Consider the following 23,750-nt stretch of genomic DNA (forward strand, 5'->3'; position numbering starts at 1 on the left):
TATCAGTTAGAAGACCAATTGGCAGAAGCGCCGCCTATAGAGCTGGTTACCGGTAGCTGCTGATTGATCAGTGCTTTAAAAGGTTGTACATTTTCGGCAGACAAAGGCAGCTTGAAAAACGAGCGGCTTTGCCCGATCCTGACATGCGCGTATTCCATAGGAAACAAGCGTAGCCTGATAATGCGCAATGGCACGGTTAACTTATAATCCGTATAGGTGTCAACGTTATTCACGGTTTCTCCCTTCTCCAGGCGGCTGATAAAGTCGTGTATTTTCTCCGGGCGTTTTTTAGCACCATACAACATAATGAGATAAGGAATCAGCACGCCTACTGGTAAAAACAATAAGATATACAGCACAAAAGCGGGTGCCTGGCCATTCTGGCCGGAAAAAATGGAATAGCCGATGAGGCCAAAAACGAGTATGGCTAATATTTCTGCGGTAATAAGAGCGGTAATGGTCTGCTTTTTATCCTTTTCATGGATGGCAAGCAGGATGTTTTTCAATTCGGAAAGGTTCTTCATTTAGCAGGTGTTTAAGAATATAGTGTCAGATCATTTGGATTTCAGTTTAGTAAAATTACTGATAGCGAGATAGAAGCCTGTGAGGGATACCAACGCATAAGCGGCAATCAGCGCCCAGATGCTTTCTCCTGTCACTTTATAAATCAGCATTTCAATTTTGGTGATGCTGATACTTTCATCACCAGGGCTATGAAATTGTTTATAACGATAGCAGATCAATACGATGCCGGCTATACCCAGCAACAATCCTACGATTACACCTCCCCAGGAAGGCGCTTCTTCTTCATCAGTAGATTTATTGATTTCTTCTTCTTTTTGGGAGTCTTGCAAATTGTTCATTAAGATGATGGTTAAGGGTTATAAATAGCTTTTAGCCTTTAGCTTTTAGCGACAAGGGGTATATTGTTGCTACATCTGTCAAAACTGATCTCCGCTGCATTTATCTAACTGCTTATAGCTAACTGCTAAAAGCTGTTCGAATCATTCACCGCACTAAATAAGTAAAAAAGACAGAAATCGCAAAATACAATATCAGATGATTTGCACCTCCGGAGGATGCACATACTCTTCCCAGGCGGCCTCAGCTTCTGCTACCGTGATATCACCGCTAAATACCATCACCCTGTATTTCAGCTGGTAGCGCGCTCCGGGATAAAGTTGCCATGCTTTCATGCGGGTGGGTGTATAGTTAAACATGAGCTCACCACCTTCCATATTTTCCGGCCAAACCCGCAAAGGTTCAGGTGAATCAAAATTATCAGGATAGTTCATGATCAGCATTCCTGCCTTTCCTTTGGCCGTGGTGCCTGATATTTTCACCCAACGGGCGCGGGTACTGTCGGCCTCGTTGCGGTGTTTGCCCTCTGAAGTTAACACCTCGCTGGTTTGCGCTGTAAATTCTGGCGTGGTTCTCAATCCAAATCCTCCACCATAGCGATACTGGAGCAAAGTAATGCCGTTAGGAGTAGCCGGTGCAAACGTGGTAGTAAAATCCCATTGACGGCGGGAACCTTCATGGGTAGCGGGATAGGCTTGTACCAGCCAGGTTTCCCGGATCGCTGTTTTTTCGGTACCATCTTTCAGGAAAGCGATATGATCCTGGCCTGCGCTGAAGCCACACCATACGTTACCGGACAATGTTTCCAGGTCGCCGTTGAAACGTACTTTCCCTTCTTTTTTCTGCACATTCCAGAAATCTGTTTCCCTGCCTTCAAACAGCGTATGCGTCCACGGGTTCCAGATGCCCATATGATGCAGGTGGCCGGCGTTAGGGAACACATTGGTAAGTACTGCGCCATTGGGTGCCCAGAGGGGATGAATAAAGGCGCTTCGGCTATATACGGTATCTGCGCCTGCAGGTGCAGGTACCGTTTGAAAATTGTATTGGAGAATGGGTTGCTGCTGTTCTTCCAGCAGCAGATGCCCGTTTTGCAAAACGGTTTTCATGACTGGCTGCGTAACCGGTATGCCTTTTTTCAGTTCATATTTCCGCTCGCTACCGGCAGGTGTGCTGCCTTCCAGTATCCAGCTGAGCTGGCCTTTATATACGTTAACGGCAACGGGTATACGTTCCCCATTGGTTACTTCTTCCATGCTCAGCGGGGCATTACCGGCGGCTGCCGGCAATGTCGTATATACGATACTGTTATTTCTTGGAATCTTACCCGCTTTCACCAGGAAGCTGGCAATCACCTGGGCATGCACCTGGATAACAAAAAGCAACAGGCAAACGAATAGGCCGTGGAATTTTTTCATAACCGTTACATAGATTCCCGGAAAAATACGGTTTACTTTTTCAGTATGCAAATAGGATGCGCAGCGAAATAATAATATTGTTGCAGCATGGGTAGCTTATTATCCTTTAATTCAATATTTTTGACCGCTAACAAGGATATTATGGCATCCCCCGTTATACATATGCTGACTACTAAACTCATTATAACCAATAAAACGGCCCTGCAACAAAAATATGGGGAAACGCACCAGCAGATACTGGACGATTTGACAGCGCTGCAGGCTTTCGATAATAACCGGCACCTCGATGCGCATATTATCTTCCTGGATGATCCCGTACAAATGCAAGCCTGCCAGGCTACACCTGTGACAGACAACACGGATGATGCGCAAAATAAAAAAGCGATTGATGACCTGTACCGTTTTTATTCGCCGGGATATCTCCTGTTGATAGGTGCCCAGGATATCATTCCGTTTCAGCGCTTAAAAAACCTGCTGCCGGGCGACAATGATCCTGATGGCAACATCCCCAGCGATCTGCCCTACGCCTGCGATACCCCTTACGATACGGATCCCGGAAAATTCATTTCTCCTACCCGCGTGGTAGGACGGGTACCTGATATTCCTGCGGTGAACGATCCCAGCTATCTGCATACCCTCATTACCAATATAATCGCGGCAACACCTGCACAGCCGGGCGATTACCTGCCTTACTTTTCCCTGAGTACCTTCGACTGGCAAGACTCTACACAGAATAGCCTCCAGAATATTTTTGGTAACCATAACAGTTTGTTGGTTTTTCCGGGAGATGACACCCTCACCGGTACCAACTGGACTGCGGCCCAATTACAGGCTAAAACACATTTCATCAACTGTCATGGCGCTATCAACAACCCTGCTTACTACGGTCAGAAAGCCGGGGACTTCCCACTGGCGCTCCGGTCGGATGGACTCACAGACAAAATTACCCATGGCACTATCGTAGCAGCAGAATGCTGTTACGGCGGACAACTATTTGATCCGAAGAAAAACAGCGCCAAAAGAATGAGTATGGCAAACAGCTATCTGCTCAATCATGCACTGGCATTTGTAGGCAGCTCCAATATTGCTTATGGTCCGCCCACCGGGCAGGGACTGGCAGATCTGCTGACACAGTATTTTGTAATCAACGTATTAAACGGCGCATCTACCGGCAGGGCTTTACTGGAAGCCAGGCAGCGGTTTCTTCATGAAATGGGGCCCACCCTGGATCCCTACGAATTGAAAACAGCGGCACAGTTCTACCTGCTGGGCGATCCATCCTGGCAACCGGTCATCAACCAGAAAGACCCCAGCACTACTGCTGCCGAACAGCCATTTGTGAATACATTACAAAACCGCCGCGACAACCTGGAAGCACGGGGTAAAATGCTGGACGACTTTATTGCCGTTCCTCATCCTTCTGATGACACACATGCCACAGATCCCGCACTGCACACAGCAATGCATCAGTTGCTCGATGAAAAGAACTTTTCCGGAGAACGCGCGCCAAAAATATTTGTCAACAGAAAAAAGAACCATACAGACAGCAACTCCATGCCATCTGTAAAATTTCATGTATTTTCGGAATCTGCCACTGTCGGGGAAATACCTTTAACCAAGGTAGTGGTGGTGAAAGAAAAAAACAATCAAATACTGGGGTATCGTGAATATGTCAGCAGATAACACCAACAGGGATAAAAGTAGTCCCTTCATTACACTCACCGGACGCCTGGTGTTACGCACTTTCGGCAAACATAGTAAAAGTGAGCACCTCGGCGTATTCCTGGTCACCGACCAGGGCGACTACCTGATACGCCCCGCCGGCGCTAATCCTTTTATGCAAAATCCACTCATGCCACTGGCCGGCAAAACAATTGTTACCACAGGGAGTATAGAGGATTATGTGTTCCTGGCCCAGACATGGAAAGAAGCGGAAAGCTAAAAGCTATTTTAATTATACCTTTTTTTACTATTTTGGCAGATCAGCGTAGTCCGCTATGGTAGCGAAATACGAACTGTCAAATGTTTACCTATGAATTTAGCTGCGTTTATTAACCACCTTGTACGCGAAGGACAAGTTACTGTAGTCAATCAACTGATCCCATTTACCCAACAGGAATTACAGGATACCCAAACCATACTGGCAGACTATTACCAACAGGATATACTGGAAATACCCGGTACAGCACCGGATTTTGATGCGGCAGCCGCTTTGTGGTCTGCCGGTTATATTTACCGGATTGTTCAACTGGCGATGCTACGGGATGCAGGTACCGCCCAGCTCCAGGAATGGCTGACACCTTATCCCCTTCCGCAAACTGCCGCCGCCATCTATAGTGCCGATCTTTGCCTGCGATACCTGCCAGACTTACTGAGCCTTAGCAAAGGACTGGCACCAGATGATCCACTGGTACAACAGATCCGGGAAACCGCCATGCAATGGCCTTTTTCCTCTACCGGTATGAACCTGCCCGCACAGGGGGATATGAGCGTTATTATTTCCTCCCCTTCCCTGCTGCAAGCATATGCCGACAAAATTATTGCTACGCGCGACTCCGGCAGGTGTGATATTCCGGCCGTGCAACAAATCGTTACCGCCTCACTAGGTAACTATACCAGCGTACTCTGGCCTGATTATAAATACTAACTATCTTTATACAGGAAGAGAATGACAAATATTCCTGTATCATTACTGTAGTGGCAACATAAAACCCGTATCATGAAAGAACTGCAACTGGTAGACCAACTGAACGATGCTTTACAACAACTGAAAAATACTTTCGTTGGCAAAGACGATATCATAGACCTGATGGGTATCTGTTTGGCGGGCCGCGAAAACCTGTTCCTGCTGGGCCCTCCCGGCACCGCTAAAAGTGCGCTGGTACGTGGCTTATCCAATATGCTCGATGGACACACCTTTGAATACCTGCTCACCCGCTTCACAGAACCGAACGAACTCTTTGGTCCGTTCGATATCCGTAAACTCAAAGACGGGGAACTGGTGACCAACACCGAAGGCATGCTACCCGAAGCCTCTTTTATTTTCCTGGATGAATTACTAAATGCCAACAGCGCCATTCTGAATAGCTTGCTGATGGTATTGAATGAAAGAGTATTCCGCCGCGGCCGTGAAACCCGCGCCCTACCTGCGCTGATGATAGTAGGCGCCAGCAACCAGCTACCGGAAGATGAGGCCTTGCAGGCACTGTATGATCGCTTCCTGCTGCGCGCTACCTGTGAAAACGTAGATCCGGCGCAACTTGGCGACGTATTGCATGCCGGCTGGAAAATGGAGCAACTAACAGCCGCCACTGCCAACATCATCAACCCAGCCGACATCAAACAACTGCAACAGATGGCCAGCCTCGTGAACCTGGATAATATCCGGCCCTCTTACATTACGTTGATACAACAATTGCGCAATGCCGGCCTGCTGATTTCCGACAGAAGAGCCGTAAAATTACAGCGGGTCATTGCTGCCAGCGCCTTGCTGTGCAAGCGTCTCGTAGCCGTGCCTTCCGATATGTGGGTACTCCGGTATATCTGGGATACCACCGAGCAACAGGAAATTATAGCAGGGATCGTGAATGCCATGGTGGCGGCAGATGAAATAGCGGTAGCACAGCATCCCCGCGCCAACGCCACTAATACACCGGATGCCGATGAAATTTATAAAGAGCTGCTGCAAATGACCGCCCAATGGGACGATGCCGAAGTAAGTGATGCAGAAAAATCTGCGATCAAAGACCGGCTCCGCTACCTGAATGGCCGCTGTGAATGGATCCATAATCCTACCCAACGGGAATATGTAATGCAACCGGTAACGGCACTCTGGAAAAAAATTCTGCAGGAAAAATGAGTACGCCTCCAAAAGAAATGGTGATGCTATTGCCGGCAGCACAATATGCCGCCCTTGGTGCTGTGCGCTGTTTGCCTGGCCTCACTGCCGCCATGGACCGTGATGAGCTGTGGTTGCGCGGCATTCCCTACCCGGAAGAGCCCCACCCGCTTATCCTGCAACTACCGGCGCTACATACCTGGCTGCTAAACGATAATGCACAGTTGTTTCCCATGGGCAAACTAACGCCGGTGGCTACACTAAAACAGCTCAACTGGATTAGTTTGCCGGAACTATTGCCTGTAATGCTCCCGGTGTCCGGCATGCCGGCGCTCCTGCCTGCAAGAGAACCGGTACAACTGGCCCCTTCTGCGGAGCCTCAATCCGGAAATGCACTGCTCACTACTTTCGATAACTGGTATCAATACGCGAACATGGCTCCTGCCACCCGCCTACAGGCGCTTTCTTTTGCTACTTCAGCGGATCGGCAGGTGCTGATTATGGGATCGCCATTACCACCGATACCGGGACAGGAATACGTGTTGCAGGAGCAGCTACTGTTACCTGCCGGCTATAGTTTTACTCCTCCGGGCATTACAACTATCGTGAACCAACAACTGAATGCTGCGCAAACAGACCTGTTGCTGTTTCGTACCAACGGGCACTGGGAACGCATTCCCACTACTGCTTTTGTGAAGGCAGATAGAAGTGCAGTGAGGTTAACCCAAAAAGAACTGGAGCATGGATGAACAAAAAGATAAGATCAACGAATACTTTGGTTCCCCGGAAAATTATTGCTGGCAATGGACAGATAATGGAGAATTTATAGACTGGAACACAGATCTCACCATTTGTTATGCTGATGAATTAATACCTGTACTGGAAGAAATAAGCATTCAGGGCTGGCCTCCATTGGGTAGTATTTTGCTGGTATTAATCGCCTGTAAAGAGGACGGTAAACACATTCCGCAGGTGAAGCAAGTTATCCAGCTTTTCCTGGAAGATATTAAGGAACCACAGAATTTTCAACATGAAGAATTAAAGCGGTTATTCGAAACTGTCCTGCCCTTCCTCCACCTCATCAGCGAACTACCCAGGGAGTGCCGCACCGGAAAGAATAGAACATTGCTATTAAAAAGTATTTTTGCAGATATCCCACCGGCCATAAACCGTTCTCAAACTAAATATTTACTCACTTTCTACTATAAGCATAATTTCCGCCGGCAGCAGGAAAATCACGTACAATTAAAGCAGGAATTAGTTCCCCTTGCCATGGCTGCCAGGCAAATTAAAAACAAAGAAGCCCTCGAATCAATACTGCGCACCAGCCTTGAGCAGGCGCCTGCGCCTGCCCCCGTGGACCTGACACTCCCGGAGCCGGATCTCATCTCGCAACTGATCACCGACCAGGAGACCGCTGGTATCGGCCACATTGCGCAGCGTATACTGGCTAGCCTGCATATTCCCATACATTCACAACCTGAGCATGATCAGTCGCTTGGCGGAATATCAGATATCAGTAACAAAGGTAGCTACGACCGGCTGCTGCTCAGTGAACTGGCCCAGGAAGATCATATGCTGATGGCCCGTATTGCGCATAACGAAGCGTTGTACCTGAAACGGGAAGCACTCTCCTCCAACCCACGAAAAGACCGCGTGATGTTGATAGACGCCTCTCTCAAAATGTGGGGGAAGCCACGGGTGTTTGCCATTGCGGCCGCATTGGCCTGTATGCAATACGATAAGAAACACACTAACCTTATCGCCTATACGTTGAAAGGGAATACAGCTGTTCCTGCAGATCTTCACCACAAAAAAGGAGTACTGGCAGCCTTGTCAGTACTGGACAATCACCTGCACAGCGGCGAAGCGCTGGAAGCGCTGCTACAGAAAGAAAAGCCGGGACAGGCGGATTACTACCTCATTACATCGGAAGAACTTATGCAACAACCTGCATTTCTACAAGCTGTAGTGCGGCAACAAGCGAAGCTCAGTTGCCTGATTACTGTTAACAGAAATGGTCAGTTCCGTTTATACCAATACAGCAAAGGCCGGAAAAAACTGTGCAACGAAGCACTGTTAGACCTGGACGAATTATTGTTTAAACCAGCCGCCAAACAAGCAAATACCGCCAGCACCTCTATAAAAGACTTACCGGAGATCTTACTCCAACAATCGCTGCCACTGCGTTTTCCAGCTTCCCGTTTAAAAAGGCAAATCAATTATACTTATCAGTTCAACGAGGGAGTAGTATGTATTACTTCCGATCAGAGATTACTTTACTGGCCTAATCAATCAAAAGGAGCGATAGAGTTGTGTACCTTACTGGAAGAAGGCAACTACACTTTTGGTGCTGATGGAAAGGACCGGTTTTCTATATTGGTTAACAATTATAACAAGGACTTTTGCTATCTGCATATATTTACTCCCAGGGATACAGGCCATATCATTACGCAAACCAGTGTACCCACAGGGGCTGCAACCGTTATCTACCAGGATAAATATTTTCACCTGCAAAGTTCACGGGGAATGTTTGCTGTTTCCTGCGACGGGCAACCCGGTGGGCCCCTGCACAAAGATGCATTTAATAAGTATCTCCTGGAATACGGACGTATCGCACAAAAAAACGTAAATGACGTATTCCGTTTTGTCAGGCAAGGCTATAGTACGCTCAGCAAAATTAAAAGCCTCTATGTTGATGCCAACGACCAACTGGTCATTGGTAACTGGCAACTTAAGATAGATCATCTTCAGCGGATACGGTTATCAGACAAATCGATAAAAATTGACGACAGTAAATTACGGGACGTAGTAACGCATACTTTCGCACATCCGGCCAACCCGAATATAGTTTTCACCCGGTTTGAATTTCCTGGTGGTGTTATTGCAACAGCAGACTCCCGGGGATTGCTGCATCTGCGAACTGATAATCATTCCCTGTCGGAAGTACTGTTGACAGTTATCATCGATATGCAACTCACTTGCTGGGCATCCGACAAGTATTGGGCAGGTCATGAGTACTTCATTCACGACACCGATAGCCAGCATGTATGGGACCGGGACTTTTATCATCAATATCTTCAACCCTATATAGACCGCATCAAATGCCCTTAACACTTGGTTTACAATATCATGAACAACAAGCAGCAACAATAGCCGGCGCCTTCATTCCAGGGCATTCGGCGGATGCCTGGCTGGCTGAAATAGATCGTTGGGGGATTCCTATGCAATCGCTCAAAGGCCTGCTGATTGCAGCTAACAAAGATACGCTCACGCCGGCTGGCCTGTTGGTCATGCTGCAACATATCGATATTAAATACCCCGACCGCATCCTGCATCCCTACCAGTTGACAGGCGGTAAACTCTTCATTCCTGCCACCGCCCGCCTTACACCGGCGCTGCATGCCGCTGAATTATCCCAGCTGCTGATCTGGGACTGGCAGGTGTTTCACCCCGTGTGGGGCTTCACCGGATTTGAAGTAAACGATGTAATTGATATCAGTGCACTGTTGTTTTTTACTTCACCACAAGTAGTTGATTGGGAATTTGCACGCATAGGCATTGCACCCCGTATAAAGCTGCGCCGTATTGAAATCATGGCATCGGATACAGATCCTTTTGCAGAGATCCGCAGGGAGGTTGGTCATCTCCCCTTATCTGAATTACCACCTGCCGCAACCCCGTTGCCTATAGCGAACTCCTTCTTTCAAAAAATATGGCAAAAGCTGGCTCATATATTCGGTCAAACGGCCAGCTATACTGCTTCCCTTCTGCCTAAAAACCTGCAGGATAAAAGAAACCAGGAGCTGGAAAAACTGCTTCAAATGTTTGATAAAGATGAAGCCCTGGCATTGCAATACGCACTGCCGATGGACAGTCCCTACGAACATCGCGGCACTGCGACTCCCGGCACCTCTTTACAACGGCAAAACACCAACTTTAGCCTGGGCAGGCTGGGTGGTGGCGGCCCGGCTGATGTATGGGATGCGGGTAGTTACCGGTTTAAGTTAATTCAGAAATACGAAGCAGCTGCCAAAGCAGCCATCAGCACAGGCGACTATAAAAAAGCCGCTTACATATATGCACACCTTTTAGGCAACTATGCCCATGCTGCCAATGTATTGGAACAAGGCGGCCATTACCGCGAGGCCGCCATCCTCTATAAAGATCACCTGAAAAAACCGGGTGCGGCCGCTCATTGCCTGGAGAAAGGAGGACTACTGCTGGAAGCTATCGACATGTATATCTCCCTGCAACAACTGGAAAAAGCAGGCGATCTTTACATGCAGCTCGATCAACAGGAGCATGCGATTACTTTATATGAGCAGGTGGCTGCCACAGCGATTAACAACCATGATATGTTAGCCGCTGCCAGCGTTATACAACACAAGCTCTCTGATATTCCCCGTGCCAAACAAATATTGCTACAGGGCTGGGATCAGCACCTGCAGACGAATGCCTGTTTGCAACGATATCTTGAATTATCAGCCGATCAACTTGTTCCTGCCATACAACTGGTATATGATCATCATCTATCTCCATCATTGGAAAATAATTTTTTGCAACTGTTAAGCAAAACCGGAGAGCGATTCCAGCAAGCCCCTGCTACGGATCTCGCCAAGGATATTGCTTATGAAATTATCAGCAAACAATCCCTGCAGGGAAATACGGAAAACCTGGCCTTGTTAAATACTTTTGTGCCGGAGGATCGGCTGCTACCACGCGATTGTAGCCGCTTCATTAACCATTTGCCTAAACCTGTAACAGTCAGCAAAGCACTATCTTCTGAACGCTTTGCTGCAGATGTAAAATGGATAACAGGCCGGCTGATGAACGATGAGTTGCTGTTGATAGGTCATAAATCGACTGGTGTGTATATGTTACGATATGACTTTATGAAGCACTGGAACTATATGCACTGGCCAGGGCATGTGCCTGATAGTGCTACTTTCAGGCTGCTGAGTGATACCCGGTATAACAATATGTTGCTAATATATCACCATTTGCCGTTCGAGATAACACAAAAGCACTTCTCCCAATATCGCGCTGACGAGGAAGTAGTTGGTGGCGAGTTCACCGTTGGTGGCGCAAGCTGGCTACCTTCTAAATTACTTGGCTATTGCTTTTCCGAGTGGGACGTGGTAGCATTGCACCTGGCAGGTGAAGAACTAATACTCAGCCGATATACACAGGAAGGGGCGCTGAAGAACAGCGTACGCTGCACACAGTACACCAGTACCAGTGAATTCGAACTGCCACCGGACTTTCAGCAGGAAGCGCAGGAAATGGTGTATTGGTATGGAGCGTTCTACCTTTTCATCGGACATAGTATCTATAAGCTCGATTTCCAGGGCGGGTTGCAATCATTGTTAGAAACAGACCGTATCCTTCAGCTAACCGCCGGATACGATCGTGATAAATTAGGTATGGTTGCTATTACAGAAGATAGCATCCTTTGGCTGACTTATACTTATGGCGATAACACTCCCAAAATACACGGCAGTATTGCCAATAATGAAGTAGGTATAAAAGTGAAATATCTACCACATGAATTTATTATCACCTATCGTGATAAAACCGCGCAGGTTTATAAAATAAGCGATGGAGCCGAAGCCGTGTATAGTCAGAAAATTACTACCAGGGCGCCGATATGTGCAATAGAAGCGATTCCTAAAAAAGGCCATATTGCTATTGTTTCCGAAAACGGGGAGTTGGAAGTTTATGATCTCTATACCTCATCTTTGAAGTAACACGGCTCCTGTGCCGTTGCCATCTGCATAAATAATACGGCCATCTTCCATCTTAATACCGGTAGCGGTATCTTCTGCCAGCAGCAGGGGACCGTCCATGTCTACATAGTCCAGTAGCGGCAACAGGTGTGCTACAGCGGAAGTACCGACAGTACTTTCGTTCATACTACCGGTCATCACCTTCATGCCGGCTTGTTTTGCAGCAGCAATCATACGCAAGGCAGGGGTAATGCCACCACACTTGGTAAGTTTGATGTTAATACCGTGAAAATAGCCCTGACACTGGGCTACGTCCGATTCTACAATACAGCTTTCGTCCGCAATCACGGGTAATACTACTTTTTCAAACACCTGTTTCATGCCGGCTTTATCCGCTGCCGGCATGGGTTGTTCGATGAACTCTACTCCGAGTGCTTTCAACGCTATAGCATTGCGCAGGGTTTCCTCAACACCCCAGGCACAGTTGGCATCTACCCGGAAAACCGCGTCTGTGTGCTTTCTCAGCTCAGTGATGATGGTAATATCTTCTTTGGTACCTAATTTAATTTTATAAATGGGCCATGGAAACTCTTTCAGTTTACGCACCATATTTTCTACCGTGTCAATACCGATGGTGTAGTCTGTCAGCGGATTATGGCGGATATCGAGGCCCCACACCTGGTAAAGTTTCTGATGCTGTTGTTTGGCATAAAGGTCCCAGGCGGCAATGTCCAGGGCGCAGAGCGCAAACATATTGTCCTGCAGCAAAGGGTACATATCCTGCCAGAAAGCAGCCGGCGTGGTGAGGTGATAGTTTTCAATGAAGGAGCGATGCTGGTCAATAGCAGCCATTAGCCGGGGTACCGTCATGTTGTAATAGGAGTTATCGGCTGTTTCCCCCAGCCCGCAAAAACCATCTTGCTCCAATGATGCTACCAGCAAGGGTTGTACGTCTTTTGATTTACGGGAAATCGTAAACGTGTGGCGGAATTTTAGTTCAAAAGGATAAAGAGTCAGCTTCATATCCTGAAAATACTACGATTTTTTTTCATCTGCGCTATCCAACACATTTTGTGGGATGCGGTACCGCCAGTAGTGCGAAGCTACCGCAGGGATATTGATGCGCTCTGCATCCGGATGACCAGAGGCGCGGCCTTCGGCAGCTAACAAGTCCTGTATTTGGAAAATACGCCACATTGCCGGTGCCTGCATATGCCGGGCAATAATTTCCCGGATCAGGGCAGGACTGGCCTCCAGGGGAGCAACACCTGTATGCTGTAGTTCCTGTTGGTAATATTTTCGGGAGATAGATAAATTTTCTTTCCACCATCCCCTCAATGTACTCATATCGTGCGTGGAAGGGGTTAATACAGACAGATAGGGCGCCGCTGCCAGGTTCGTAAAAGTTGCATCATGTTGCTTGGGCATTCGTTCTACTTCGAGGCTCAGGATGCCCTGTGCCTGCATCACACCGGGTACACAACCGGGTACCATCCCCAGGTCTTCTCCGCAAATCAGCATGTTGGTGGCCCTCTTAATCAGTGGCAATTTCCCCATCGCTTCCTTACGCCAGCAACTCTCCTGCCGTACGTAGAAATAGTCGTGGTACAATGCCTGCAACGCCACACGATTTTCCTGATCCAACGCTGCAAAGGAATGTGTGGCCGCTACATCATAACGGGGATGGTACAACGTTCTGTTGCCAGTTGTCACCTTTATCAGCAACACATCTGCAATAAGCGCATAAAGTACATTTTTCACGGCTTCCGGCAGGGTTGATGCCTGCACCTTCCGTTGCGTGTTATAGGCCGGCAGCAGCTGATAACGACCACCGGGTAAGGGTTGCATCAGTTCTTCTTTCAGTATACCAGCATAGTTGCCAAACGCATTTTCCAGGATGCTGTGCGTAATGTAAGGCTGGCAGAAGCGTTCCTCCTCAAAGTCGATTCCCCGCTGCAACATTTCTTCGCGGCTAACGGGAACGGCTGGATGAAAATAGCCGAGTATTCCCTGTATAGCGTCCTGTGGTATTTGCCAGATGCGGAAAAATCCAAGGATGTGATCAATGCGGAAGGCATCGAAATAAACAGACATATGCCGGAGCCGTTGTTGCCACCATTCCAGCCCGTTGGTAGCCATTTGTTTCCAGTTGTAGGTAGGAAATCCCCAGTTTTGCCCTTCGGTGGTAAAGCTATCCGGTGGAGCGCCGGCCTGCATATCCAGGTGGAAGTATTCCGGATGCATCCAGGTATCGGCGCTATGCCGGGCTACACCAATAGGAATATCTCCCTTGAGCGCTACGCCCTGCTGGTGTACTGCGGCCGTGGCAGCAGCCAATTGCAGATGCAGGTGATATTGTATAAAAAAGTGATAGTGTGCGGCAGCGGCTGCAGCCTCATCTGTTGCGATCAGCTTATTAACAGCCGTATAGTCGTATACGTTATATTGCGGCCATTGCGTAAAATCGCTGGTTTGCCACGTATCACGCAGGTAGCAATATGCTGCATAGGGCAACAGCCAGTATTCGTTGGCGGCAAACCATTGCCAGTACTCCCGCGTTTGCAACTGCTGTCCGTTCATATCATACAGGGCCCGCAAATAGGCCATTTTATACGACATCACCGTTTCATAATCGACTGTCTCTTTTTCATTTAACCATTGCCGTAACCGGCCAAATTGTCGCTGTAGCGGATGTGTATCCGGCAGCGTGCCTACTGCCTGTAATCGTATATACAGGGGGTGCAGGGCAAAGGAGGAAATGGCGGCATAAGGATAAGAGTCCTTCCAGGTATGAGTTTGGATGGTATCGTTCACGGGAAGCAACTGTATCAGCTGCAGGTTTCTTTGCTTTGCCCACTGTGCCAGTAGCGGCAGGTCGGCAAATTCACCAGTACCAAATCCTGCGGCACTGCGCAGGCTGAATGCAGGTACCGCAACGCCGGCGCCTTTCCAGGGCGTGCAGCTCATGCGCAGGAAGCCATCCTGTAATACCACCTGTCGGCCTTCCACCGCCACGGTATGCATTTCCCGGTTCTCTCCTTCTTCATATGCTATTACCTGTTGCTTTACCAGGTCGTAAGTAGCATATTTATAGTAAAGCGGTACGGGCATACCGGAAAGATGTAGTCCTATGGAAAACCAGCCCCGGGCATCATATTGCAGCAAAAGCGGCTGCAATATATTCCAGCTCCCCGTTTGCGGATGGCTACCCAGTAAACAGATCGTGGTATGGGAATCTAACAGCGGCGCCTGTACGCGAAATATATGCGTGGCCGTTAGTAGTCCCGGATCAGCTGAGCCAGGCCGGGGATAAAACACACGTGTAAAGGGGGCTGTCAGCCAGGCGTTTTCCGGCCGGGCAGCATCATTCCAGGTATCAGTAAATACTATTTCGGCAGGTTGTACGGAGGAGACGGTAAATTCCCGGGGAGCACCTTCAAAAACAATTTCTTCCAGTTCTTTCAGGAAATACTGGTATTGTAATGTGGTGGTTTCACCAGGAACCAGTTCAACGTCGGTATACCACCAATCTGTGTTGAGCCATTGCATGCGGCGGGCATGCCTGGGTACATCACTGCCCAGTGCAGGCAAATTACCGAGCAGATAGAGTTCCTGCCCATAATAAGTATGGTAACGGAGATAAAAACGTAGTCTATAATTCATTGGTCCTGGCTAAGCAGGAACAATGTAAGCAAAAGCTGCCAGCTTTTAGCTGTTAGCTGCCAGCAAAAAAAATGCAGCGAAGAAAGCATACATATGTATGTTCTTCGCTGCATTTTCACTAACAGCTAATAGCTTATGGCTAATAGCTTATTTTACTTCTTCGAACTCGGCATCAGTTACGCCATCGTTTCCGGCGTTAGGCTGACCCTGTGGCTGAGCACCTGCCTGAGCACCTTCTGGCTGGCCTTGAGAAGCTTTGTACAGCTCTTCAGAAGCAGCAGTCCAGGCAGCTTCCAGTTCAGCGGTAGCTGAATCCAGCTGTGCACCGTTCTGAGATTTGTGTGCTTCTCTTAATTTTTCCAGTGCAGTTTCGATGGTTGCTTTTTTATCAGCAGGCAGTTTATCGCCGTATTCTTTGATTTGTTTTTCGGTTTGGAAGATCAGGCTATCTGCTTTGTTCAGCTTTTCGATCTGCTCGCGTTGTTCTTTATCGGCAGATTCGTTGGCTTTTGCTTCCGCTTTCATCTTTTCGATTTCGTCTTTGCTCAAACCGCTACCAGCTTCAATCTTGATGTTCTGCGTTTTGCCGGTGCCTTTATCTTTCGCAGTTACGTGCAGGATACCGTTGGCATCGATATCGAAAGTTACTTCGATCTGAGGAACGCCACGTGGAGCCGGAGGAATATCACCTAAGATAAAGCGGCCCAGTGTTCTGTTCTGGTTAGCCATTGGTCTTTCACCTTGCAGTACATGGATTTCCACGCTAGGTTGGCTATCTGCTGCGGTAGAGAAAGTTTCAGATTTTTTGCTTGGGATAGTGGTATTGGATTCGATCAGTTTGGTCATTACACCGCCCATTGTTTCGATACCCAGTGACAGTGGTGTAACGTCCAGTAACAGTACGTCTTTCACTTCACCTGTCAATACACCACCCTGGATAGCAGCACCTACGGCTACTACTTCATCCGGGTTTACACCTCTGTTAGGTTTTTTACCGAAGAATTTTTCTACTACTTCCTGGATTTTAGGAATACGGGTAGAACCACCTACCAGGATTACTTCATCAATTTCGGAAGTGTTCATTCCGGCGTCACTCAGCGCTTTGCGGCAAGGTTCCAGTGTTCTTTCCACCAGGCTGTCGCTCAGTTGCTCAAATTTAGCACGGGTTAATTTTTTCACCAAGTGTTTAGGAACGCCATCCACTGCAGTGATATAAGGAAGGTTGATTTCAGTTTCCTGGGAAGAAGACAATTCGATTTTTGCTTTTTCCGCAGCTTCCTTCAAACGCTGCCATGACATTGGGTCTTTGTGTAAATCTACTGCTTCATCTTTCTTGAATTCGTCAGCCAGCCAGTCCATGATTACTTTATCGAAGTCATCACCACCCAGGTGAGTATCACCATTGGTAGATTTTACTTCAAATACGCCATCACCTAATTCGAGGATAGAGATATCGAAGGTACCACCACCAAGGTCAAATACAGCGATTTTGCTATCTGCATGTTTTTTGTCCAAGCCGTAAGCCAGTGCCGCAGCAGTAGGCTCATTGATGATACGGCGAACGGTTAAGCCGGCGATTTCACCTGCTTCTTTGGTAGCCTGACGCTGTGCATCGTTAAAGTAAGCTGGTACAGTGATTACCGCTTCAGTTACTTCCTGGCCCAAATAGTCTTCCGCTGTTTTCTTCATTTTCTGCAGGATCATTGCTGAAATTTCCTGCGGTGTATATAATCTGCCGTCGATATCGATGCGGGTGGTATTGTTATCACCTTTTACCACTTTATATGTAACGTGTGTCAGTTCATTGGCAACTTCGTTAAAGTGACGGCCCATGAAACGTTTCACTGACATAATAGTGTTTACCGGGTTGGTAATAGCCTGACGCTTTGCAGGGTCACCTACTTTCCTCTCTCCGTTCTTTAAAAAAGCCACTACAGATGGGGTTGTTCTCCTGCCCTCATCATTGGCAATCACTACCGGTTCGTTACCTTCCATTACGGCAACGCATGAATTGGTAGTTCCTAAGTCAATGCCTATTATTTTTCCCATAGTATTAAAGATTATCCTTTAGTTGTAAGTATGTTATTGTATTTGTCGTTGGTTTGTCAATGATTATGCCAACCAAAAAAATATGAAATTATGTCAGTCAGGTACCCTATATTTGATTTTAAATATTTAGTTATTAAGCTGTTTATGCTATTTGTCTGCCCCTGATAACTAAATAACCCAACACACAAAATTGTTCATAACCTCGCCTTTCTTTCAGCTATTTCATTCCTGACCTACCCGTTTTATTGTCAAAAATTGTATAACCTAACGTTATTCTTATGAACAAATCCATGCAATGGAGGGCTGTATGCTTGCTGCTAGCAATCTCCCCAATGATCAGCCAGGCCCAGGATCAACCATCCACCACATCTGCCGTTAGTGCAACTCCATCTGTACAGCTATTTCGCGGACCCAGCGACTACAAAACCTGGTCTATTGGCGTCAATGGCGGCGTATTGGCACCTGTGGTTCCCACCGGTGGCAGTAACGATTTTACCAAGTGGAAAGGCTCCTTCGGCTACGGAGGCTATGTAAAGTACCAGATCCTGCATTTCCTGGCATTAAGAGCCGACTATGTAGGCGGTAAATTGCAGGCAGACAACAGCAAAAACCTGGGCAACGGAGCTCCGCTTGTCAGCCCCTACAAATCTTATGAAACCAAGCTGCCCTGGTCGGCCAGCTTAAATGCAGTATTCAACATCACTACTGTTAACTGGTTGTTCCGGAAAAACTTCGTATCACTGTATGCCTCTGTGGGTGGCGGTTTAGCCGGATATAAGCCCACATTGGAATTAAATAACGGGACCAAAGTTGACTATACAAAAGATAATAAAGCCATTAAGGAATTAATCATCCCTGTAGGCGCCGGTCTTAAATTCAAGTTGTCTGACATCATCAACCTGGACCTTGGCTATACGATGAATTATGTAGATGGCGACAACCTGGATGGCTATGAACATGGCCCCAACAAGGATAAATACTCCTACGGGTATGCGGGACTGGAGTTTGCTTTGGGCAAAAAAGGCAAACAACAGCTCCAGTGGCATAACCCTGCCAGCACAATGTACGATGAACTGGTAGCACAGAAAGCCACATTGGCGGCTGCCCTGGATGCAGCCAATCAAAACAATGCCAGGTTGACGGCTGACGTTGATAAACTGACAAAAGACAGCGACGGCGATGGCGTATCTGACTTCTTCGACAAATGTCCCGGCACACCGGCTAATACCAAGGTAGATGGCTCCGGTTGCCCACTGCCGGTACCGGTAGTAGAAAAGAAAGAAGAAAAAATAGTGATTACGGAAGAAGACAACCGTATTGTTAAAGAAGCCATTCAAAACCTGGAATTCGATTTTGCGAAAGCCAGTATCAAGGCGCATTCCTATCCGGCACTGGACAGAGTGGCCGAACTGTTGAAACGTAAGAACCTCAATCTGAAGCTCAGCGGCCATACAGACAATGTAGGTAACAAAACACGTAACCTCGCCCTGTCAAGAGAAAGAGCAGAGGCCGTGAAGACCTACCTGGTGGAAAAAGGCGTGAATGCCTCCAAAATTGAAGCAGTAGGATATGGTATGAGCCAGCCTATTGCCAGCAATAAAACCGCTGCAGGCCGGCAAAAGAACAGAAGAGTAGAGTTTACGATATTCTAGCTTTTAGCCATTAGCTTTTAGCAAAATGCAGCAAAGATTAGCATATGTTAGTCTTTGCTGCATTTTGCTAAAAGCTAATGGCTAAAAACTATATAATTCGTAATTTCATTTCATGGAAATCACAATCAGAACGATCCTCTCGTCAGATGACCCAACGCTAGCCAACATTGTAAAAACGACGCTCACTGAATTTGGAATGAATAAGGTAGGCACTGCCTTTTCGGATCCCACCACGGACCACTTATCTGTGGTATACAGTATTCCCCGCGCCACTTATTATGTAGCAGAATCAGAAGGCCGCATCATAGGCGGTGCCGGTATCCACCCGCTGGATGGTGGAGAGGCCCATGTATGCGAGCTGCAGAAAATGTACCTGCTGCCCGAAGCCCGTGGCAAAGGCCTCGCCGGCAAACTGATTAGCCTGTGTTTGAATTATGCTAAACAAAATGGCTATACGCAATGCTACCTGGAAACTGCCCCCGAACTTGCCCGTGCACGGAAAGTATACGAACAGTTTGGCTTCCGGTACCTGACAGGTCCAATGGGTAATACCGGCCATTTTGGCTGTGATAACTGGATGTTGAAGGATTTATAAGTTTCTACAGCCCGGGAATTCCGGGCTACTTTTATAAAACGGCATATTTATTGACAAATGGGCCGTACATAAAAGACATATCATGAAAAAACTTATTCTGTGTGGCATCCTGGCCATTGGGGCCATGCTGACCGCTAAAGCACAAAAAGTAAACTTTGGCGTAAAAGGAGGATTAAACATTGCCAAACTCACTGCTTACGACGATTCCAAAACACTGGCTGGTTTCAATGTAGGAGGGCTTGTACACATCGGTCTTACCGACAGCTGGGCGATACAACCAGAATTACTGTATTCTGCACAAGGTACTAAACGGAGTAATGCGCTTTTGATTGGAAATATTCCAGGCACCGTGAAACTGAACTATGTAAATATCCCCGTAATGGTACAATACACCATTGCAGACGCTTTCTTTGTTGAAGCAGGGCCGCAACTGGGTATCCTGGCCAGTGCCAAATACCGGGTTAACAATCATACCTCTGACATCAAAGACAATATGAAATCTATTGATTTCGGATTGGGACTGGGATGTGGTTACCAGTTCGATATGGGACTGGGTGTCAATGCCCGTTATAACTTCGGGCTGACCAATGTTTTCGACAACGATAATACAAATCATAAGAACTCCGTTGCCCAGATTGGACTGTTCTATCAGTTTTAGCTGAAAGCTTAAGGCAGAAAGCAAAAAGCTATTGTAGCGAATGACCTTGGCGTATTCATCGCAATGATCATTCGCTACAATAGCTTTTTGCTTTCTGCCTTAAGCTTTCAGCTTTTTGCTATCTTTGCCCCTCGCATTAATCATTTTCAGCATGAGTGTTGTACAATCCATCAGAACAGCCGCCGTGGCTGCCATCAAATCACTTTACGATCAGACAGTGGTTGAAACAGACATTTCAATCAATACCACCAAGCCTGAATTCGAAGGTGAGTATACCATTGTTGTTTTCTCTTTCACCAAATTCAGCCGACAAAAACCGGAAGAAACCGGACAACGCATAGGGGAATACCTGACTACCCACTACCCGGAACTGGTTACCCGTTTCAACGTAGTAAAAGGATTTTTAAACCTGAGCATCAACGATGCTTTCTGGACACAATTCCTCAAAACCAGCTTTCATGATGTAAACATCGGCCAACAGCCCGCCAATGGTAAAAAGATCATGGTGGAGTATTCATCTCCCAATACCAACAAACCTTTACACCTGGGACACCTTCGTAATAACTTCCTCGGTTATGCCATCGCGGAAATTATGAAAGCCAATGGTTTTGAAGTGATCAAGGCGAACCTGGTAAATGACCGTGGTATTCACATCTGTAAGTCTATGCTGGCCTGGCAACTGTTCGCTCATGGTGATACCCCCGCTACCACTGGCATTAAAGGCGATCACCTGGTAGGCGACTACTACGTGAAATTTGAATCTGTGGTAAAAGAACAGGCTGAACCCATCATTGACCGGGTACTGGAAAGCAACTTCACCGACTTTGAAGGCGCCGAAGTGGAAAAGCTGGAAAAGTTAGTGACCGCCCTGCATAAACCGGAAGTAAAAGAAGACAAAGAAAAAACCGGCAAGATCATGGACGACATCAAAGAGATGTCGCGTAATAAAACAGAGATCATGCAGCAGGCCAAAATCATGTTGCAGCAATGGGAAGCCGGCAACCCCGAAGTAAGGGAACTGTGGGCGACCATGAATGGCTGGGTATATGAAGGCTTCGATCAAACCTACAAGCGCCTCGGTATTGACTTCGACAAGATATATTATGAAAGCAACACCTACCTGTTAGGTAAGGATCTCGTTACAAAAGGACTGGAGAAAGGCGTATTATTTAAAAAAGAAGATAATTCCATATGGATTGACCTCACCGCTGACGGACTGGATCAGAAACTCCTGCTCCGCGGCGATGGCACCTCCGTATACATGACCCAGGATCTGGGTACCGCCGTATTAAAATACGACGACTACCACATGGACCAAAGCATACACGTAGTGGCAGATGAACAAAACTACCACTTCAAGGTATTGCAACTGATCCTCGAAAAAATGGGTGAACCAGCGGCGCCTGGTGTGCTGCATCTCAGCTATGGCATGGTGGAACTGCCACACGGTCGTATGAAAAGCCGGGAAGGTACCGTAGTAGATGCAGACGATATGATTGTTGAGATGGTACAAGCGGCAGAAGAACAGACGAAAGAATCCGGCAAAAACCTGGACACCTTCTCCGAAGATGAACTACATGAACTGTACGACATAGTAGGTATGGGTGGTCTGAAGTTTTTCCTGCTGCGGGTTGATCCTAAAAAGAAAATGATCTTTGATCCAAAGGAATCTATTGACCTGCACGGATTTACGGCTACCTTTATTCAATACGCACATGCCCGTATTAAATCCATTATCAGGGAAGTAGGTGAAGTTGCAGACCTGGCCACCTTCCAATACACCGGTGAATTGTTACCACTGGAAAAAGAATTGATCAAGCTGAATGAACAATTCCCTGCGGTATTAGCCGAAGCTTATCGTGAGTTGAGTCCTTCTGTGATTGCCAATTATATTTTCTCCGTTGCGCAATCATTCAATTCTTTTTATGCAGAAAAAGTAGATGGGGTTTATACCTATGCGGTTACCAGGGCTGCTACAGAAGAAAAGAAGAAACTACGTTTACAAATCATCAAGCTCACTGCCAATACCATTGCGCAGGGCATGAAGTTATTGGGTATACGCGTACCTGAACGCATGTAGAAAATATCATAAATGCATTGTGGCCTCTTAGGTAAGTGGAAGATAGTTCTTCCCATTACCTAAGAGGCCACTGCGTTTTATGTATACTATCAAAAAAAACGCTGCGAACTTTCAGTTCGCAGCGTTAGCAATTTACAGCCACTATGGCCGAAATTACCGAAGAAAATACCACAGTAAGCAGCAACGAAAAAAGGAGCTTGCCTTTCCTTTATGCGCCGTTTAAAATCCTTCTACACTGTGGCAAATAGTTTTATCAAGTGTATCTTTCTTTTCTCCCAACAAGATAGCTTTATCACACCAGGCAGCACCTGTGGTGGCTTCACCTGCACCCATATACGATTTTCCCAGCATAAACATGGCGAATGCATTCCCGGGCTGCAAATGTAACACCTTCTTCCATTGTACTATTGCCCGCTTATACAATTTTTTGTGATACAGGTGATGCGCCTGTTGTTGATACTTTATCGCTACAGACACCGTATCTTCTACAACGTATAGGCCTGACCGATCGTTCACTCCTCCCGGCTGTTTTTTTTCAACAACTCCTGCTGCCGATACTGGGTAGCATACCGCAAATAACAAGGTGATAATGATACTGGTGAGCTGACAGGGTTTCATGAATCACGCACTTATGGGGTGCGTGACAAATATAAATATTAATAATTTATATAAATTAAATTATATATCCATTTTTTTACAGGGCGAGTTCATCTCCACTGAAAGAAAGCGGTAACAAATCGTTCGCACGATTTACCACATAAATTTTTCCACTTAAACCGCCCATCACTAACCGGATGGGAGCATCCTGTTTAGTTTCATATTCTGCCAGGGTTTGCCGGCATATACCACAGGGCGAAATGGGGTGTGAGCTATCACCGTTGATATTGTGATAACTAATCGCAATAGTGTCTATATCAATATTTGGATATACAGAAGCTGCAGACGCCAACGCTACTCTCTCCGCACAAAGGCCAATAGGGAAAGATGCATTTTCCTGGTTAGAACCTGCTATAATTTCGCCATTAGCCAACCGGATCACCGCACCTACCTGGAAATGAGAATAAGGAGCATACGCATGTGCTGTTACCTCCCTGGCTTCCTTCAGCAACCAGGCATCTGCATCATCCAGGCCATTAATATCATCATAAACGAGGTATTCAATATGCAGCAGTTGTTTTTCCATATCAGCATTTTTGGGTAGTACGTA

The 23,750-nt window shown here is 47.0% G+C and carries 19 protein-coding genes; 11 read left to right on the forward strand and 8 right to left on the reverse strand.

The genetic code is table 11. The features are described from left to right. Positions 1 to 2 precede the first annotated feature (2 nt). The 3 genes from J7623_RS26655 to J7623_RS26665 form a co-directional block, all read right to left on the reverse strand. The gene (locus J7623_RS26655) at positions 3 to 524 is read right to left on the reverse strand and encodes a hypothetical protein (protein WP_291926655.1); all 522 of its coding nucleotides are present in this window, start codon (positions 522 to 524) and stop codon (positions 3 to 5) included. 30 nt (positions 525 to 554) lie between these two features. Beyond that, entirely contained in the window at positions 555 to 863 is a 309-nt protein-coding gene (locus J7623_RS26660) for a hypothetical protein (protein ID WP_291926656.1), read from the reverse strand. Positions 864 to 1,055: 192 nt separating this feature from the next. Further along, a complete protein-coding gene (locus tag J7623_RS26665) occupies positions 1,056 to 2,279 on the reverse strand; it encodes a PmoA family protein (protein ID WP_291926658.1) in 1,224 nt (407 codons plus the stop codon). Between the two features lie 141 nt (positions 2,280 to 2,420). Between J7623_RS26665 and J7623_RS26670 the strand changes: the two genes are divergently transcribed. From J7623_RS26670 to J7623_RS26700, 7 genes are all read left to right on the forward strand, one after another. Continuing rightward, on the forward strand, positions 2,421 to 3,962 hold the full coding sequence (locus tag J7623_RS26670) for a hypothetical protein (protein WP_291926660.1): 1,542 nt from the start codon (positions 2,421 to 2,423) through the stop codon (positions 3,960 to 3,962). Beyond that, entirely contained in the window at positions 3,949 to 4,221 is a 273-nt protein-coding gene (locus J7623_RS26675; protein ID WP_291926661.1) for a hypothetical protein, read from the forward strand. Before J7623_RS26670 ends, J7623_RS26675 begins: the two co-directional genes overlap by 14 nt. 90 nt (positions 4,222 to 4,311) lie before the next feature. Beyond that, a complete protein-coding gene (locus tag J7623_RS26680) occupies positions 4,312 to 4,926 on the forward strand; it encodes a hypothetical protein (RefSeq protein ID WP_291926662.1) in 615 nt (204 codons plus the stop codon). 72 nt (positions 4,927 to 4,998) lie between these two features. After that, positions 4,999 to 6,138 (forward strand): AAA family ATPase, encoded by a 1,140-nt coding sequence (locus J7623_RS26685; RefSeq protein ID WP_291926663.1) that lies wholly within the window; start codon positions 4,999 to 5,001, stop codon positions 6,136 to 6,138. After that, positions 6,135 to 6,866 (forward strand): hypothetical protein, encoded by a 732-nt coding sequence (locus J7623_RS26690; protein WP_291926665.1) that lies wholly within the window; start codon positions 6,135 to 6,137, stop codon positions 6,864 to 6,866. The genes J7623_RS26685 and J7623_RS26690 overlap by 4 nt, the downstream gene beginning before the upstream one ends. Continuing rightward, positions 6,859 to 9,231 carry a hypothetical protein gene (locus tag J7623_RS26695; protein WP_291926667.1) on the forward strand — a complete coding sequence of 791 codons (2,373 nt, stop codon included), beginning with the start codon at positions 6,859 to 6,861 and terminating at the stop codon, positions 9,229 to 9,231. Before J7623_RS26690 ends, J7623_RS26695 begins: the two co-directional genes overlap by 8 nt. Beyond that, positions 9,222 to 11,867, forward strand: coding sequence for a hypothetical protein (locus J7623_RS26700; RefSeq protein ID WP_291926670.1), 2,646 nt, complete (start codon positions 9,222 to 9,224; stop codon positions 11,865 to 11,867). Before J7623_RS26695 ends, J7623_RS26700 begins: the two co-directional genes overlap by 10 nt. Here J7623_RS26700 and J7623_RS26705 read toward each other — a convergent pair. The 3 genes from J7623_RS26705 to dnaK all read right to left on the reverse strand — a co-directional run bounded on the left by J7623_RS26705 (position 11,853) and on the right by dnaK (position 17,558). Next, the gene (locus J7623_RS26705; protein WP_291926672.1) at positions 11,853 to 12,869 is read right to left on the reverse strand and encodes a dipeptide epimerase; all 1,017 of its coding nucleotides are present in this window, start codon (positions 12,867 to 12,869) and stop codon (positions 11,853 to 11,855) included. The two genes, J7623_RS26700 and J7623_RS26705, sit on opposite strands and share 15 nt — an antisense overlap. Before the next feature lie 12 nt (positions 12,870 to 12,881). Beyond that, positions 12,882 to 15,509 carry a 4-alpha-glucanotransferase gene (locus J7623_RS26710; protein ID WP_291926674.1) on the reverse strand — a complete coding sequence of 876 codons (2,628 nt, stop codon included), beginning with the start codon at positions 15,507 to 15,509 and terminating at the stop codon, positions 12,882 to 12,884. Between the two features lie 147 nt (positions 15,510 to 15,656). Continuing rightward, the gene (dnaK, locus tag J7623_RS26715) at positions 15,657 to 17,558 is read right to left on the reverse strand and encodes a molecular chaperone DnaK (protein ID WP_291926676.1); all 1,902 of its coding nucleotides are present in this window, start codon (positions 17,556 to 17,558) and stop codon (positions 15,657 to 15,659) included. 332 nt (positions 17,559 to 17,890) lie between these two features. Between dnaK and J7623_RS26720 the strand changes: the two genes are divergently transcribed. The 4 genes from J7623_RS26720 (at position 17,891) to argS (ending at position 22,543) form a co-directional block, all read left to right on the forward strand. Continuing rightward, positions 17,891 to 19,210, forward strand: a complete 1,320-nt coding sequence (locus J7623_RS26720; protein ID WP_291926679.1) for an OmpA family protein — start codon at positions 17,891 to 17,893, stop codon at positions 19,208 to 19,210. Between the two features lie 112 nt (positions 19,211 to 19,322). After that, positions 19,323 to 19,805: a GNAT family N-acetyltransferase gene (locus tag J7623_RS26725; RefSeq protein ID WP_291926682.1), complete on the forward strand. Its 483-nt coding sequence runs from the start codon at positions 19,323 to 19,325 to the stop codon at positions 19,803 to 19,805. Between the two features lie 82 nt (positions 19,806 to 19,887). Further along, entirely contained in the window at positions 19,888 to 20,463 is a 576-nt protein-coding gene (locus J7623_RS26730; protein ID WP_291926685.1) for a porin family protein, read from the forward strand. A 151-nt stretch (positions 20,464 to 20,614) separates the two neighbouring features. After that, positions 20,615 to 22,543: an arginine--tRNA ligase gene (gene argS / locus J7623_RS26735; RefSeq protein ID WP_291926688.1), complete on the forward strand. Its 1,929-nt coding sequence runs from the start codon at positions 20,615 to 20,617 to the stop codon at positions 22,541 to 22,543. A gap of 219 nt (positions 22,544 to 22,762) precedes the next feature. On the opposite strand, the gene J7623_RS26740 is transcribed toward argS, so the two are convergent. Beyond that, positions 22,763 to 23,161 carry a hypothetical protein gene (locus J7623_RS26740; RefSeq protein ID WP_291926691.1) on the reverse strand — a complete coding sequence of 133 codons (399 nt, stop codon included), beginning with the start codon at positions 23,159 to 23,161 and terminating at the stop codon, positions 22,763 to 22,765. 76 nt (positions 23,162 to 23,237) lie between these two features. Then, positions 23,238 to 23,726: a cytidine deaminase gene (locus J7623_RS26745; RefSeq protein WP_291926694.1), complete on the reverse strand. Its 489-nt coding sequence runs from the start codon at positions 23,724 to 23,726 to the stop codon at positions 23,238 to 23,240. Positions 23,727 to 23,750 lie beyond the last annotated feature (24 nt).

It is taken from the genome of Chitinophaga sp. (assembly GCF_017745275.1).
Taxonomy (GTDB): Bacteria; Bacteroidota; Bacteroidia; order Chitinophagales; family Chitinophagaceae; genus Chitinophaga.

Excerpts from the sequence above, each read along its gene's own strand:
- J7623_RS26725 (WP_291926682.1), top strand. The coding sequence starts at position 19,323 with ATGGAAATCACAATCAGAACGATCCTCTCGTCAGATGACCCAACGCTA.
- J7623_RS26690 (WP_291926665.1), top strand. The coding sequence starts at position 6,135 with ATGAGTACGCCTCCAAAAGAAATGGTGATGCTATTGCCGGCAGCACAA.
- J7623_RS26705 (WP_291926672.1), bottom strand. The coding sequence starts at position 12,869 with ATGAAGCTGACTCTTTATCCTTTTGAACTAAAATTCCGCCACACGTTT.
- argS (WP_291926688.1), top strand. The coding sequence starts at position 20,615 with ATGAGTGTTGTACAATCCATCAGAACAGCCGCCGTGGCTGCCATCAAA.
- J7623_RS26745 (WP_291926694.1), bottom strand. The coding sequence starts at position 23,726 with ATGGAAAAACAACTGCTGCATATTGAATACCTCGTTTATGATGATATT.
- J7623_RS26670 (WP_291926660.1), top strand. The coding sequence starts at position 2,421 with ATGGCATCCCCCGTTATACATATGCTGACTACTAAACTCATTATAACC.
- J7623_RS26720 (WP_291926679.1), top strand. The coding sequence starts at position 17,891 with ATGATCAGCCAGGCCCAGGATCAACCATCCACCACATCTGCCGTTAGT.
- J7623_RS26730 (WP_291926685.1), top strand. The coding sequence starts at position 19,888 with ATGAAAAAACTTATTCTGTGTGGCATCCTGGCCATTGGGGCCATGCTG.
- J7623_RS26665 (WP_291926658.1), bottom strand. The coding sequence starts at position 2,279 with ATGAAAAAATTCCACGGCCTATTCGTTTGCCTGTTGCTTTTTGTTATC.
- J7623_RS26655 (WP_291926655.1), bottom strand. The coding sequence starts at position 524 with ATGAAGAACCTTTCCGAATTGAAAAACATCCTGCTTGCCATCCATGAA.
- J7623_RS26680 (WP_291926662.1), top strand. The coding sequence starts at position 4,312 with ATGAATTTAGCTGCGTTTATTAACCACCTTGTACGCGAAGGACAAGTT.
- J7623_RS26700 (WP_291926670.1), top strand. The coding sequence starts at position 9,222 with ATGCCCTTAACACTTGGTTTACAATATCATGAACAACAAGCAGCAACA.
- J7623_RS26685 (WP_291926663.1), top strand. The coding sequence starts at position 4,999 with ATGAAAGAACTGCAACTGGTAGACCAACTGAACGATGCTTTACAACAA.
- J7623_RS26675 (WP_291926661.1), top strand. The coding sequence starts at position 3,949 with ATGTCAGCAGATAACACCAACAGGGATAAAAGTAGTCCCTTCATTACA.
- dnaK (WP_291926676.1), bottom strand. The coding sequence starts at position 17,558 with ATGGGAAAAATAATAGGCATTGACTTAGGAACTACCAATTCATGCGTT.
- J7623_RS26710 (WP_291926674.1), bottom strand. The coding sequence starts at position 15,509 with ATGAATTATAGACTACGTTTTTATCTCCGTTACCATACTTATTATGGG.
- J7623_RS26740 (WP_291926691.1), bottom strand. The coding sequence starts at position 23,161 with ATGAAACCCTGTCAGCTCACCAGTATCATTATCACCTTGTTATTTGCG.
- J7623_RS26660 (WP_291926656.1), bottom strand. The coding sequence starts at position 863 with ATGAACAATTTGCAAGACTCCCAAAAAGAAGAAGAAATCAATAAATCT.
- J7623_RS26695 (WP_291926667.1), top strand. The coding sequence starts at position 6,859 with ATGGATGAACAAAAAGATAAGATCAACGAATACTTTGGTTCCCCGGAA.